The sequence below is a fragment of the Ferrovibrio sp. MS7 genome (assembly GCF_038404985.1).
In the GTDB taxonomy this organism is placed as follows: Bacteria; Pseudomonadota; Alphaproteobacteria; order Ferrovibrionales; family Ferrovibrionaceae; genus Ferrovibrio; species Ferrovibrio plantarum.
This window is the reverse complement of sequence record NZ_JBBKBA010000002.1, coordinates 655,115-668,954: the sequence shown is the minus strand read 5'-3', so window position 1 is coordinate 668,954 and position 13,840 is coordinate 655,115. Positions and strand designations below refer to the sequence as shown.

Sequence of the window (13,840 nt, the reverse complement as noted above, 5' to 3'; positions counted from 1 at the left end):
TTCAGCTTCGGCTTCCGGACGGGTTCCGTCAATTAGGAAGCGTTATTTACCACCCAGGTCGATGGCGCCGAGGATCTGGCCCTTTTTCGCCTGCACCATCACAACCGCGCCGCGATTGTCCCAGTCGTAGCTGACCAGCTTCGGAGTCAGATCGAGCGTGGCGGCCTCGCCGGTCCAGCGCCCGAGATCGATCCAGGCACGTGCCACGTTCACATAGCTCAGGCTCTTGCCGCTATTCTCGCCGCGCTGCACGGTCACGTCATGGCGCTTGTCGAACAGGCAAAGCCAGATTGTTGCCTCGCCTTCCCATTCCCTGCGCCCCGGAATGGCCAGGCGCAGCGGCTTGCCATCGGCATCGCGCTCGGCCTTCAGCGCCAGCTGGCGGTCCTTCATGGCACTGCGCACGGCGGCTTCCACTGCCTCACGGTTGGAACCCACGGCGATATACTGCCCGTTCACCACCGCCTGCGGCGTATAGACCTGGCGCGAACCGGAATACTTGGCATAGGCCTGCTGGCGGTCGGTATGGCCGCGCTTGGCGAACGTGTCGCGCCAGCCGAGGTAATCCCAGTAATCGACATGCAGCGACAGCGCGATCACCTGGCGGTCATTGGCCCAACCCTGCATCAGCAGGTCGGCGGGGGGGCAGGAGGCGCAGCCCTGGCTGGTGAACATCTCGATCACCACCGGAGTCGGCGGATCGGCCCGCGCTGGCACACTGGAAAGACCAAGCGCGGCGGGCAGACCAAGCGCAAGGGCGAGGATCAGGCTACCGAAAAGCTTACGCATCATGGTCTCAAGCTAGGAGCCGGGGGCGCTTGCGGCGAGTCACGATGCAGTGAGGCAGACAGCAGGTCTTCCGGCAGCGGCATCAGGCTTGGGCCATGCGTCCAGAGCAGGGCGGCACTGATCCGGTGGCGCGGAAAAATCGCGCGCAAAAGGGCGGTATACAGGGCCATTTGCATCAGGTAGGCAGGGTCCGTTTCTGCCGCGCTGGCGGGCGGCGGGCGGTCGGTCTTGTAGTCCAGCACCAGCACATTGTCGGGCATCACGATCAGGCGATCCACGCGGCCGACCACGATACGGTCGCCGACGCGGCCAGCCAGTGGCGCCTCGACGCGGGCAGCCCCTGAGAATACCGGCGCAAAGACCGGATCGTCCAGCAGCCGCAACACTTCCTCGGCCAGTTCCGCCTGTTCCTCTAGTGCCAGGCCATGGCCGGGATGCGCCAGGAAACGGCGTGCGGCCAAGGCTCTTTCCCCTGGCGCGAGTTCGGGCAGGCTTTGCAGCAGGCGGTGGATAAGTTTGCCGCGCAGCAGGCCGGCGCGGCGCGGCGGCAGGGCTGGGCTTGGCGGCGGTGCCGGCTCGCGGGCCGGGCGCGAAGGGCTCAAGGGCAGCGGCGGGCTTGGCTCCGGTCCCGGCGGCAGGCGGCTCCAGGGCGGCAATGCCTCACGTTCGCGTTCGGCCTCGGGGTTTTCGGGCTTTTCTGACCCACTGCCGGCATTGGCGTAAATCCGGGCCGTGTCGCCCCAGGGCAATTCGGCTTCGGTCACGCCTTCCAGCGTATCGAAAGCGGCCTGCACCAGTGCATACCAACTACCCGCCGGCGCACCGCTCTTGGCGGTTTTGCCATTGAGATAGCCGGCGACGATCAGGCGGTCCTTGGCCCGGGTGAGTGCCACATAGAGCAGGCGGCGGTATTCCTCGAGCTGGGCGGCCTGGCGTAGCTGCCGGATCGCGGCGGTCTCCGCCACGTCATGCTCCTTGCGCGGCGGCCAGAACAAGGCGCTGCCTTGATTGCTGCCGGTCTCCGCCTCGCGCCATAGCAGGCCTTCATCCTCGCGCGCCTTTGGCAGGTCGCAGGTGTCGGGCAGGATCACGATCGGCGCTTCCAGGCCCTTGGCACCATGCACGGTCAGCACGCGCACCTCGCCACGGCCCTGGTCAAGGTCGCGTTTCACTTCGCCGGCATGGGCATGAAACCAGGCAACGAAGCCCTGCAGCGAGGGCGCGGCTTCGCGCTCATAGGCCAGGGTGGCGGCAAGGAATTCGTCGATCGGCTCATCGGCTTCCTGGCCCAGCCGCGCCAGCAGCCGTTGCCGGCCACCGCCGGCGCCGAGCAATTCGGCATAGAAGGCAAACGGCGTGGTGCGGTCGGCGCGGTTGAGCAGGGTGCCCAGTTCCTCGGCGGCGCTGGTCCAGAGCGGCTTCTCGGCGGCACGGCGGCGCAGCGTGGGCCACAGCCGGGCTTTCTCGCCGCGCTCATGGCACAGCGCGAAGAGATCGTCCTCGGGCAGATTGAACAATGGTCCCTTCAGCACAGTCGCAAGCGTCAGGTCATCCTCGGGCAACAGGCAGAAGTCGGCGATGGCGAGCAGGTCCTGCACCGCGATCTGTTCGGCAAGCTGCATGCGGTCGGCGCCGGCCACCGGCACATCGGCCAGTTTCAGTTCGCGCACCATGGCATCGAAGAAGGCGTTGCGCCGCCGCACCAGGATCATCACGTCGCCGGCACTCACCATGCGGCCCTGGCCCGGCAGCCATTCGCGGCCAAGCCAGGATTTCACTTGGCCCGCGATGCGTTTTGCCAGGGTGACGCGCGGGTCATCGGCGCCGATGTAATCCAGCGGCACATCCCAGGCCTCCGCCGCCTGGCGTTCCGGTGGCGCCAGGGTGGGCCACAGCTCCACCCGGCCCGGCGCATCGGCGCGGCGGGCGCGATGCTCCAGCACGTCGCCCGGTTCGACAACGCCGGCCTGTGCCGCTTCCAGCCGGAATACCGCATCCACCAGCCGCAGCACGGCTGGTGTCGAGCGGAACGACATCTGCAGCGGCAGCACGCGGAAGGTCAGCGCTGCATCCTCCGCCTTGTGGCGGAAGCGGTCGCGCATGTCGAGGAAGGCCTTGGGTCGCGCACCCTGGAATGAATAGATCGACTGCTTGGCATCGCCGACCGCGAAGACGGTGCGCAGGCCCGGGCGTGCACCGGCGCCGGTGAAGAAATCGTCAGCCAAAGCCTCGATCACGCGCCACTGGTCCGGGCTGGTATCCTGCGCTTCATCCACCAGGATATGGTCGATGCCTTGATCCAGTTTGAACATCACCCAGGCGACCTGCGTCGGCTCGGTAAGCAGGTCGCGGCTGCGCAGGATCAGGTCATCGTAATCCAGCAGGCCCTGGGCGCGCTTGGCCGAGGCGTAGCCGTCCAGCAATTCAGCCCCCAGCCGCAGCAGGCTGGCGGAGGCGCGCAGTACCAGCAGCGCATTGAGCTGGTCGCGCAAAGTCATCAGGCGCTGCTGCTCGGCCTGCAGAATATCATCGGCATCGGGGCAGAGTTTCAGCGCATCCTTGTTGGCCAGTTTCTTCCGTGGCTCGCCTTCGCTGGTAAAGAAGGCCGGCAGCCATTCCTGCAGAAACCGCGCAGCAGGCAGCTCGTCACCAAGCCACGGTGCCAGTTTATCGGCAAGCTGCGTATCGTTCTTGCTGCCCTGGCTCAGCGCGGCAACGGCCCGGCGCAGATCCGCCACCGGCATCGAGGCGATATGGCTGGCGATCAACGCGGTCTCGCTATCCGCCTGCACATTCAGCCGCTGGCGCAATTCGGCGATGGCATTCTCAACGCCGCCGGCGGCATCGAACCATTGCACCAGGTCGCGGCGCTTGTTCAGCAGGGCGCGCAGCAGCTTGTCGAAACGGGCATCGTCCAGCCGCTCGGCAATGAACAGCAAGGCCTCGCTCAAGCCGTCTTCCTGCAGCGCACGGCGCAGCATGCGCTCGCGTGCGGCCTGCATCAGTTCGGCGGCGCGGGGCTCGTCGGCGATGCTGAAATGCGGCGGCACGCCTGCTTCCACCGGAAACCGTTTCAGCAGGGCTTCGCAGAAGGCATGCACGGTCTGCAGCCGCAGGCCGCCAGGCGCTTCCAGGGTGCGGGCGAAAAGCCGCCGCGCGGTATCGAGATCGCCAGCCGTTGCCGGGCGGCTGAGCAGGTCGGTAAGGGCCGGGCGCAGCTTGTCGTCCGGCAGCAAGGCCCAGTCGCCCAGCCGCTTGTTCAGGCGGTTGGCCATTTCGGCGGCGGCGGCCTTGGTGAAGGTGAGGCAGAGGATGCCGTTTGGCCGCGTGCCGGCGAGCAGCAGCCGTGTCACGCGGTCGACCAGCACGCTGGTCTTGCCCGAGCCGGCATTGGCCGCCACCCAGGCCGAAAGTCCTGGATCGGCGGCGCCGCGCTGATTGCGCGTATGCAGCAGCAGATCATCCTCGCCGCGCGCTGCCATGGTCATTCCTCGTCCAGGCTGCGTTCGGCGACGCGTGCCAGATGGTCGTAGTCGCCGGCATAGCTGAGGAATTGCGGCCTGGGCCGCGAGAGATACGGCGTCGCCGGATCATCGAAGCGCCGGATCCAGTGCTGAAAGCGTTCCAGGGCCTGATTGGTCAGTTCATCGGCGGGTGGAATTTTCTTCTTTGTATCTGGCTCGATGCGGCGTTCCTCGCCTGAAGTCTCGCCACCATGCAGCCGGATATAGACCAGTTCCGCTATGCTGCCCGGTGGCAGATCGGTAAAGCCGCCGGCTTTGGCGATGGCCGCTTCCAGCGGCAATTGCGGCGCCAGGCCGGCATGCACCTGATCCTTGGAAGGCGGCTGGCCGGTCTTGTAGTCGAGAATCGCCAGACTGCCATCGTCATGGCGGTCGATGCGGTCGGCACGCGCCTTCAGCGTGAAATCGCCGCCGACCAGCATCTCGCCTTCCTGTTCCAGCACGGCGGGGCGGAAGCCACGGGCGCGACGTTTGGCTTCGTAATCGATGAACCAGGCCATGGCGCGTTCGAAACGCGGCCACCACAGGGCCGCCACTTCCGCCTGATGCATCCAGGGCTTGAAAGCGTCGCGGCCGAGCTTGAGCAATTCAGCCAGCGCCACATCGCGCGGCGGCAGGGCATCGGGGTGCTGTTTTAGAAAACGTTCCAGCACATCGTGGATCACATTGCCGCGCATGCGCGCATCGGCCGGCTGGGCCAGTTCCTCCAGCTTGCGCAATTTCAGGATATGGCGGGCATAGAGCGCATAGGGATCGCGCACCCATTGCTCCACGGCGGTGACGAACAGGCTGCGTGGCCGTGCCTCGAGCGGCGGGCGCGGCATCGGCGGCTCCATCGCAATCTTGCCAAGTGGCTTATCCAGCGCCGCCGCCCAATCGAGATAGCGCGGCGCCAGGGTGGCTTTCCAGCGCCTGTCCTCGCCGAGCCTTGCCGCCAGCCGCAGCAGCCAGCGCGCCGGCACCGTGGGCGTACCGTCCACCTTGATGGCGCGGCTTAATATCACGTCAGACCGCGATGCCGCCTGCACGAAGTCATGCGCGGTCTGGCCCAGGCGGCGCTCCGGCGGTGGCAGGCCGAGAGCGGCCCGCATTGGCCGGCTGAGCCAGGCATCTTCCTGCGCCTGCGGTGGCCAGGTGCCTTCGTTCAGGCCGCCAAGGATGACGCGGTCCGCCTGCACCAGGCGGGCTTCCAGCAGGCCGAGGATGCTGAGGCGCGGATGGCTGCCATAGCGTGGCCGCACCACACGGCCTTCGAGCAAAGCCTCGAACAGGCGTGGCCATTCGTCCGGCTGCACCGGGCCGAGTTCGCCACCCTGCGCCAGGATATCGAGTAGCAATGCATGCAAAGCCTCGCCGGCTTCGCGCTGCCACAGCGGCGGGGTTTCACCCGCCGGCGGTGCACTCAGCAATTCAGCGGTTTCGATCAGTGCCTGGGTCAGCATCGGCAAAGATGGTTCGGCTTGCGCCAGGGCCGTCTGCAGCGGTGCCATTGCCTGACGGAACTGCGCCAGCAGCGGCAGCAGATCGGAGCGCTTCTGCAGCCGTGCGGCAATCACGCCGAGGCCACCGCCTGGTTCGTTGACGCGCAGCGCGAACCGTTCAAGCTGCCGCGCCCAGTCGAGCAGGACTGCCCGCGAACCGCCCAGCATGCAGAAGGGATGTTTCAGCAAGGCCAGCAATTCCACCGGCGCGCAGTCGCTGCCGGCCACCTGCGTCACCAGCCGCAGAAACACCGCGGGCGGCGTGTTGAGCAACGGCAGGCCGGCGGAATCATCGACAGCGATGCCATAGCGCTGCAATTCCGCCGCCACGCGCCGCGCCAGATTGCGGTCCGGCGTGATCAATGCCGCGGTGCGTTCAGGGTCTTCCAGCGTCTCGCGCAAGGCCAGGGCGATGGCGAGCGCCTCCTCGCGCGGGCCAGGCGCCTCGATGCGCTGCAGGCCGGCGAAAGCGGCATCCTGCGGTGGCGGCAGTTCACGCCAGCCATGGGTTTCCGCCGGCGGCAACAGGGCTTCGCGCAACAGCGCGACGCGCGCGCCGGGCTCGGCAGCTTCCGGCCAGCGTTGCACCTCCCCGCGCAGGATGCCGAGCTTGTCCAGCAGCAGCGCTAGCGCATGCTGCGGATGGGTCGGTTCGGTGCGGATTTCGCTCCAGGCGGCATCGCTCAAAGACTCGTCCAGTCCCGGCAGCACCACGGCACCCTGCGGCAGCCGCGCCACCAGATGCAGCAGCCTGGCTGTGGCGGGAATGGTGCCGGTGGAGCCGGCGGCGATCACCGGGCCCTCGGGCGGCTGGTTGTGCCAGAAATCCAGCCAGGCCTGCATGGTGATGCGCCGGTGCTCGGCGGCATCCAGGCCCTGACGCTCGGCTTTGATGGCGGGCCAGGTCTCCCGGATCACGGCGAGAAATTTCAGTGTCAGTTGCCAATGCTCGGCAAGTTCTCCCTGCACCAGGTCCGGCAGGCGGTCGAGGCCGACTTCCTCGGTGGCTGCCGCATCCAGCAACTCGGCCAGATTCTGCGCCAGGCGATAGGCATTCGCCGCATCGCCGCCGGCCAGCGGCGAGGCGCGCAGCAGCCGGGTCAACAGCAGCGCGCGCTGCAGGTCCGGGATTGGCTGGCTGGTATCGTTGCCGAGGCCACGCAGTTCCAGTTCATCCTCGTCGATATCGCCAAGCGGGCGGATGCTCGGCAGCAGCAGGGCAGCCAGGCCCTGGGCAGCACCAAGCCGCAGGAAGGCTTCCGCCAGTGCACGGCAGGCACGCCGCGTCGGCAGCAATATGGTGACACGCGAGAGTTCCGGGGGATCGGCGCCATGGCGGCGCAGAATGCCGGCCGCCAACGCCTCGAGGAAAGGCGCGCCGGCCGGAATCGAATAGACTCTAGGTGCGGCGGCCATGGCTGATCGGCTCGGCCAGCCGTGCCTCGGCCTCGGCAATGCCGGCATGCGTGCCGACATCCATCCAGTCGCCTTCATGGCGCATGCCATAAAGCCGCCCGGCCTCGATGGCGCGGTTATAGAGCAGGTTGAGCGAGAAGGCGCCGGCCGGGGCATCGCGCAGCAAGGCTGGCGACACAATCTGCACGCCGGTATAGACGAAAGGCGCCACGGCACGGATGTCGCGTCGTGTCAGGCGTCCCATCTGATCCATGGTGAAATCGCCCTGGCCATCATAGCCGGTGGCGGCGGTGGTCGGCTGCAACAGCAACAAGGCATCCATCTCGGCGGCATCGAAACGCTGCGCCAGCCGTTTCAGCGAATTGCCGCGCGCATCGCGCCAGATCAGGTCGGCATTGACCGAGAAGAAGGGCGCATCGCCGAGCAAAGGCAGCGCGCGCACTAGGCCGCCGCCGGTTTCAAGCAAGGCATCGCTCTCATCGGAAATAACAGTCTCGATATCCTTGCGGCTTTGCAGATGGCTACGGATTTGCTCGCCCAGCCAGTGGATATTCACCACCGCGCGCTGCACACCGGCTTCTACCAGGCGGTCGAGGCAGCGGTCGAGCAGGCTGCGGCCGGCCACCTGCACCAGCGGCTTGGGCAATGTGTCGGTGATCGGCTTCAGCCGGGTACCGAGGCCGGCCGCCAGCACCATGGCGGTTTTCGGTCGATTGAATGATACGGGGGCGATCATGCCGCCTGCTCCAGGCCGGGCAGCGGCTGGCGGCGCAATGCTGGTGGCGCCACGCGGTCGATGAAGGCGCGCAATGGCTGCAATTCCGGGTGTTGCAGGTCGCGCTCCAGCAGGCCCCACATGCGCGGCATGAAGGCCTGGTAGCCTTTCTTGCCATCGCGTTTCCACAGCCGGGTGAAGATGCCGATGATGCGGATATTGCGCTGCGCACCCAGGATGGCATAGGCGCGGCGAAAGGCCGCTGCATCAACGCCGCTTTGTGCGATGTAGCGGGCCAGCATGGCTTCGGCCAGTGCCGGTGCCACGTCGCGACGCGCGTCTTCCAGCAGCGATACCAAGTCATAGGCCGGATGGCCGGCCACGGCATCCTGGAAATCCAGCAGGCCGACGCGGGCAGGGCCCTGGCGCTGCGGCAGCCACAGCAGATTGTCGGCATGATAGTCGCGCAGCACGGCAACGGGCCGTGCCGCAATCGCCGCGGGTGCCAGCCCGCCGATCAGGGTGTCGAATTCGGCCCGCAGGTCGGCGGAAACCGGTGCGCCATGCAGGGCCGGCAGATACCAGTCCGGAAACAGCCCGGCTTCATCTACCAGGCGCGGCACATCATAGGGCGCGATGCCGGCAGGAGCAGCATGCTGATGCAGCGCCAGTTGCTGGTCTATCGCCGCTTCATAGAGTTCCTGCTCGTTGCCGCCCTGGCGCAGCAGGCGGGAATAGAGATCGTCGCCTAAGTCTTCCAGCAGCAGAAAGCCATGCTCGATGTCTTCAGCCAGGATACGCGGCGCGCTGAAGCCGCTTTCACACAGCCAGCGCGCCATGCGGATGAAGGGGCGCACATCTTCCTGCGGTGGCGGCGCATCCATCAGCACGGCGGTTTCTTTGCCGCGATGCAGGCGCTCGTATTTGCGGAACGAGGCATCGCCGGCCAGCATGCGGCGCTCGGCATCGCCCCAGCCGGCGTGGTTGATGAAATGCTGCGCCAGGTCTTTGCGGTCGGTCATGCTTTCAGATCACTCAAACGTGGCGCCCAATCCCCGGCGCCCTGGAACGTGGCTTTCCGGCTGCTGCCGGTGGTGGGAAGCAGGCTCAATGTCAGCGCGCCGCGCGGCGCATCCGGCCCCAACCGGTCGGGCCATTCGATCAGCGCGATGCCATCGGCGAAGATTTCCTCAAGGCCGAGTTCATCCACTTCGCGCGGATCGGCAACGCGGTAGAGATCGACATGCCAGAGCGGGCCGGCCGGCGTGTCATAGGTCAGCACCAGATTGAAGCTGGGGCTTGGCACTTCGGTGCCGGGGCCGCAGAGCGCGCGGATCGCGGCGCGGGCGAAGCTGGTCTTGCCTGCGCCCAGCGGCCCCTGCAGCAGCAGGGCATCGCCGGCCTTGAGGCGTGGCGCCAGCGCAGCAGCCAAAGCGGCAGTGGCGGCCTCATCGGGCAGGGTCAGCGTCAGCAGGTCGGGCATGGCGCTGAGTCTAGTTCGGCCGTGCCGGGGCCGCAATCGCGGCACCACCGGCGGGCAGGCGGATTTGCAGGGTCTGACCGGTTTCCTGGCTCCGCACGGTCACGCTGCCGCCATGCAACTCGATCAGGCCGCGTGCCACCAGCAGGGAAAGATTGGCACTGCCATGGCGGCGCTCGGGTTGCGGCTGTAGGTCGGCGAACAGGCGCGACGGCGCAATCGGCGCCAGGCCGCCGCTATGGCTTTCAATCTCGATGCTCAGGCAATCCGTGCCTTGGGTAATGCCGAGGCGCAGGCCGCCGCCCTGGGGCGTGCCGTTCAGCGCCGCCAGCATGATGCTGCCCAAGGCCTGGCGCAGGCGCTGCAGGTCGCCATGGCAGGGATTGTCCTGCACCGCATCGGGCAAGGTCAGCGTGATGCCGTGATGCTCGGCGCTGTCGCGCCATTGCGCGGCATCCTCCTGCCATAGTTCGGCCGTGGAGAAATTCTCCGGCTCCAGTGCCAGTTGCCCGACCTCGATGGCGGCGATGACGATGATGTCGTCCAGCAGCCGCAGCAGATGCCGCGAGGCCTGCATGATGTCGCGGCCATATTCCGCCTGGCGTTCGTTGACCGGGCCGAGGATGCCGTGGCTCAGCACTTCGGTCATGCTGATCAGGGTGCCGAGGGGTGAGCGCAGTTCATGGGTGATGTTGGATATGAACGCCGCGTTCATGCGGTCGGTGCGTTCCAGCGCCTCGTTGCGCTCGCGGAGCGCGCGCTGGATGCGCACGGAGGCGCTCACATCCAGGTAGGTATAGAGCATCGAACCATCGGGCAGCGGCACACTGGCCTGGTCTATCACCTTGTCGTCGCCGCGTTCCAGACGGCCCTGGCCAGCGCGGCGGGCGGCGAAGCCATCCACCGACTGGTCACGCCAGGCCTGCCAGTCATTGCCGCGTGGCAGCAGCGGCCGCGCCCATTCCAGCACTTCGGTGATGTGGGGCTGGCGATTCAGCCGGTCATCGTCGAGTTGCCAGAGTTCGGCGAAGGCGCGGTTATAAAGCGACAGGCGGCCATCGGGGCCGAACACCACCACGGCTTCATAGAGATTATCCAGCGTGGCGCGCTGCACGGCGGTCAGCGTGTTGGTGGCGCGTTCCAGTGTCAATTGCCGCGTCACGTCGTCATAGGCGAAGAACAGGCCGCCGGAGGGATAGGCGCTGATCACCAGCCGCAGGGTCGAGCCATCGGGCAGGTGCATCAGTTCTTCCTGGCGCTCGATCACCGTGGTGAAGAGCGCAAGCTGGCCCTGCTTGTAGGCCTGCCAGTCGATCTGCTCCGGCAGGCGGCGTTCGGCGCGCAGTTGTTCCAGCACTTCGCCAAAGGTCGGGCGCTGTTCCAGCCAGGCCTCATCGAGCTGCCACAGCCGGGCATAGGCGCGATTCCACAGCACCAGGCGCTTGTCCTGGCCGTAGATCGCGGTGGCGGTGGAAATCGTGCGCAGCACTTCCAGATGCGCTTCCATGTGGCGGCGCAACTGGCCGCGCGCATCGGCTTCCTGGGTGATGTCCTGGGCGAAGCCGAGGAAGCCGTGTTCCAGCGGCATCTCGAAGATGCGGTAATTGCGGCGGTCGCCCTCGGCGACGAAGCGGCGCTCCTCGGCCATGGTCTGGCCGGCCTCGCGGGCCTTGCGTGCCAGGCTGCGCGGCAATTCCGGATCATGGGCGGAAGCCAGTTCGATGCCGCGTGTCACCACATCGGCGGGACTGGCTTCCGTCATCTCGGCATAGCGGCGGTTGACCCAGACCAGTGCACCATCGTCGCCACGACGCCAGATCGGGAAGGGGGCGGCATCGAGCAGTTGCGCCGCCTGCTTGCCGGCATCGATCAGGCGGTGATTCTCGGCCTGCAGCTCGGCGCGCTCGCGTGCCAGGGTGTCTATCTGGTCGGATTCTGCGGCAAGGCTGGCATTGTCGGTGCGGGCGGCGGCAAGCGCGGCGTCACGCGCGGCAAGGCGTTCGGCGGCCTCGCGCAAGGCGGCAGAAAGACGTTGGGCGCGGATCGCCTGCCAGCCGGCTAAGCCAGCGGCGACGCCCGCGCCCAATGCGAAAATCCAGCCTGCCGCGTCCAAGCGAATCCCCCGGTGAACCGGCCCCAACTATGGGCCGGTGCCGGGGGTGTGGCAAGCTTAGTAGCGGTAATGATCCGGCTTGAACGGGCCGGTCTGGCCAACGCCGAGATACTTCGCCTGGGCGTCGGTCAGCTTGGTGAGATTGGCACCCACCTTGGCGAGATGCAGCGAGGCCACCTTCTCGTCGAGATGCTTCGGCAGCGTGTAGACCTGCTTCTGGTACTTGCCCGGATTGGTCCACAATTCGATCTGCGCCAGCACCTGGTTGGTGAAGGAGGCGCTCATCACGAAGCTCGGATGGCCGGTGGCATTGCCCAGGTTCACCAGGCGGCCTTCCGACAGCACGATGATGCGCTTCTTGTCCGGGAACTCGACCTCGTCGACCTGCGGCTTGATGTTATGCCACTTGAAGTTCCGCAGACCGCCGATCTGAATCTCGGAGTCGAAGTGGCCGATGTTGCAAACGATGGCGCGATGCTTCATGGCGCGCATATGGTCGACGGTGATAACGTCAACATTGCCAGTCGCCGTGCAGAAGATGTCGCCCAGCGGGGCGGCTTCTTCCATGGTCACCACCTGATAGCCTTCCATCGCCGCCTGCAGCGCGCAGATCGGGTCGATTTCAGTCACCATCACGCGGCAGCCGGCATTGCGCAGCGAAGCGGCGGAACCCTTGCCGACATCGCCGTAGCCGGCGATTACGGCGACCTTGCCGGCCATCATCACGTCGGTGCCGCGACGGATGCCGTCCACCAGGCTCTCGCGGCAACCATAGAGGTTGTCGAACTTCGACTTGGTGACGCTGTCGTTGACGTTGATCGCCGGGAACAGCAGGCGGCCTTCCTTGGCCATGATGTAGAGGCGATGCACGCCGGTGGTGGTTTCCTCGGTCACGCCCTTGATCGCGGCGCCCATCCTGGAATACCAGCCCGGCGAGGTCTTCAGCTTCTTGGCGATCGCGGCATAGAGGACGGTCTCTTCCTCATTGGTCGGCTTGGAGATGACGGAAGCGTCCTTCTCCGCCTGCATGCCGAGATGGATCAGCAGGGTGGCGTCGCCGCCATCGTCCAGGATCATGTTCGGCGTGCCGCCATCGGCCCACTCGAAGATGCGGTGGGTGTAGTCCCAGTATTCCTCCAGGGTTTCGCCCTTGACGGCGAAGACCGGGGTGCCGGCGGCGGCAATGGCGGCGGCGGCATGGTCCTGGGTCGAGTAGATGTTGCACGAGGCCCAGCGCACATCGGCGCCCAGCGCCTTCAGCGTCTCGATCAGCACGCCGGTCTGGATCGTCATGTGCAGCGAGCCGGCGATGCGGGCGCCCTTCAGCGGCTGCTTCGGGCCGTATTCCTCGCGGGTGGCCATCAGACCGGGCATTTCGGTCTCGGCCATGTCGAGTTCCTTCCGGCCCCAATCGGCCAGGCCCATATCCTTCACAACATAATCGGTCATTGTCGCATGCTCCGCGTTTTACCGGCTTCGGTTGGCCGGGTTTGTAGCAGGGCCGCCGAGGCCTGTCCAGAACTATATAAGGAAATCTTTATATAGGAATATAGAGGCGGAAATGGCTCAGGCATGCCTGGAGACCCCTTGGGTCAGGCCGGGGGAGACACATCTGCCAGGAACCGGGGGGTTATTCCGCTTCGCCGAACTTGTTCTGCACCAGCTCGACCAGCGCAGACATGGCCGGGATGGCCTCGGCGCCGTTGGCGCTGATCTCGATGCTGGAGCCCTGGGTGCCGGCCAGCATCATCAGGCCCATGATGGACTCGCCATTCACGGTCTGGCCGTCCTTGGACACCTGGATGCGCGCCTGCGGGTATTTCGCCACCACCTGCACGAACTTCGCCGCCGCTCGGGCATGCAGGCCGCGCTGATTCACAATAGTGACGGAACGAACGACGGAATCCGACATTACGGGCCGTCTCCGGCCAGCAGCTTGGAGGCGACGTTGATATACTTGCGCCCGGCTTCCTGCGTCGCGGTGACGGCCGCTGCGAGGTCGCATTTGCTGCGCACCTGGGCCAGCCGGATCAGCATCGGCAGGTTGACGCCAGCGATCACCTCGACATTGGCCTGGTTCATGATCGAGATGGCGAGATTGGACGGCGTGCCGCCGAACATGTCGGTCAGCACGATCACGCCCTTGCCGTCATCCACGGCGGCGACGGCGGCGAGGATATCCTTGCGCCGCTGCTCCATGTCGTCATCGGGGCCGATGCAGACGGCGCGCATATTGCGCTGCGGGCCATGCACATGCTCAGTGGCGAGGATGAATTCCTCCGCCAGGCGTCCATGGGTGACAACAACGATGCCGATCATGCC

The 13,840-nt window shown here is 66.3% G+C and carries 10 protein-coding genes; all 10 read right to left on the bottom strand.

What is annotated here, in order from left to right; all coding sequences use genetic code 11:
• Nucleotides 1-42: 42 nt before the first annotated feature.
• Nucleotides 43-792 carry a DUF1223 domain-containing protein gene (locus V6B08_RS16400; RefSeq protein WP_341982817.1) on the bottom strand — a complete coding sequence of 250 codons (750 nt, stop codon included), beginning with the start codon at nt 790-792 and terminating at the stop codon, nt 43-45.
• Entirely contained in the window at nt 789-4,271 is a 3,483-nt protein-coding gene (gene addA, locus V6B08_RS16395; RefSeq protein ID WP_341982815.1) for a double-strand break repair helicase AddA, read from the bottom strand. Before addA ends, V6B08_RS16400 begins: the two co-directional genes overlap by 4 nt.
• A 2-nt stretch (nt 4,272-4,273) precedes the next feature.
• Nucleotides 4,274-7,210 (bottom strand): double-strand break repair protein AddB, encoded by a 2,937-nt coding sequence (addB, locus tag V6B08_RS16390; protein ID WP_341982813.1) that lies wholly within the window; start codon nt 7,208-7,210, stop codon nt 4,274-4,276.
• Nucleotides 7,194-7,946: a nucleotidyltransferase family protein gene (locus V6B08_RS16385; protein WP_341982811.1), complete on the bottom strand. Its 753-nt coding sequence runs from the start codon at nt 7,944-7,946 to the stop codon at nt 7,194-7,196. Before V6B08_RS16385 ends, addB begins: the two co-directional genes overlap by 17 nt.
• Nucleotides 7,943-8,947, bottom strand: a complete 1,005-nt coding sequence (locus tag V6B08_RS16380) for an aminoglycoside phosphotransferase family protein (protein ID WP_341982809.1) — start codon at nt 8,945-8,947, stop codon at nt 7,943-7,945. The genes V6B08_RS16385 and V6B08_RS16380 overlap by 4 nt, the downstream gene beginning before the upstream one ends.
• On the bottom strand, nt 8,944-9,408 hold the full coding sequence (gene tsaE / locus V6B08_RS16375; protein WP_341982806.1) for a tRNA (adenosine(37)-N6)-threonylcarbamoyltransferase complex ATPase subunit type 1 TsaE: 465 nt from the start codon (nt 9,406-9,408) through the stop codon (nt 8,944-8,946). The genes V6B08_RS16380 and tsaE overlap by 4 nt, the downstream gene beginning before the upstream one ends.
• 10 nt (nt 9,409-9,418) lie before the next feature.
• On the bottom strand, nt 9,419-11,518 hold the full coding sequence (locus V6B08_RS16370) for a PAS domain-containing sensor histidine kinase (RefSeq protein ID WP_341982805.1): 2,100 nt from the start codon (nt 11,516-11,518) through the stop codon (nt 9,419-9,421).
• Nucleotides 11,519-11,575: 57 nt separating this feature from the next.
• On the bottom strand, nt 11,576-12,967 hold the full coding sequence (ahcY, locus tag V6B08_RS16365; RefSeq protein ID WP_341982804.1) for an adenosylhomocysteinase: 1,392 nt from the start codon (nt 12,965-12,967) through the stop codon (nt 11,576-11,578).
• Nucleotides 12,968-13,148: 181 nt separating this feature from the next.
• Nucleotides 13,149-13,430 (bottom strand): HPr family phosphocarrier protein, encoded by a 282-nt coding sequence (locus V6B08_RS16360; protein WP_341982802.1) that lies wholly within the window; start codon nt 13,428-13,430, stop codon nt 13,149-13,151.
• Entirely contained in the window at nt 13,430-13,837 is a 408-nt protein-coding gene (locus tag V6B08_RS16355; protein ID WP_341982800.1) for a PTS sugar transporter subunit IIA, read from the bottom strand. Before V6B08_RS16355 ends, V6B08_RS16360 begins: the two co-directional genes overlap by 1 nt.
• Nucleotides 13,838-13,840: the final 3 nt, after the last annotated feature.